Origin of the sequence: Hydrotalea sp. AMD, assembly GCF_004100315.1 — a bacterium.
GTDB classification, from domain to species: domain Bacteria; phylum Bacteroidota; class Bacteroidia; order Chitinophagales; family Chitinophagaceae; genus Hydrotalea; species Hydrotalea flava.
In genome coordinates this window covers 1-734 of record NZ_SCKY01000106.1, presented here as the reverse complement: position 1 = coordinate 734, position 734 = coordinate 1, and the positions used below count along the sequence as shown (strand labels likewise).

General features: G+C 64.7%; 1 protein-coding gene. It reads left to right on the top strand.

From position 1 onward, the window contains the following. On the top strand, positions 1-734 hold a 734-nt coding region (locus EO766_RS18315), incomplete at both ends, for an elongation factor Tu (protein WP_287101828.1).

Sequence of the window (734 nt, the reverse complement as noted above, 5' to 3'; positions counted from 1 at the left end):
AAGCCGCACTGCAACATCGGGACGATCGGGCACGTCGACCACGGCAAGACGTCTTTGACGGCGGCGATCACCAAGGTTCTGGCGGAGACGGGCGGGGCGACGTTCACGGCCTACGACCAGATCGACAAGGCTCCGGAAGAGAAGGCGCGCGGCATCACCATTTCGACGGCGCACGTCGAATATGAGACGCAGAACCGCCACTACGCCCACGTCGACTGCCCCGGCCACGCCGACTATGTGAAGAACATGATCACCGGCGCGGCGCAGATGGACGGCGCGATCCTCGTCTGCTCGGCGGCCGACGGCCCGATGCCGCAGACCCGCGAGCACATCCTGCTCGCCCGTCAGGTCGGCGTGCCGGCGCTCGTCGTGTTCCTCAACAAGGTCGACATGGTCGACGATCCGGAACTGCTCGAGCTCGTCGAGCTCGAAGTCCGCGAGCTGCTGTCGAAGTATGACTTCCCCGGCGACGATATTCCGATCGTCAAGGGTTCGGCTCTGTGCGCGCTCGAGAACAAGAATCCCGAGATCGGCCATGACGCGATCCTGAAGCTGATGCAGGAAGTCGATCGCTACATCCCGCAGCCGGAGCGTCCGAAGGATCAGCCCTTCCTGATGCCGGTCGAGGACGTGTTCTCGATCTCGGGCCGCGGCACGGTGGTGACGGGCCGCATCGAGCGCGGCGTGATCAAGGTCGGCGAGGAAGTCGAGATCGTCGGCATCCGTCCGACGAC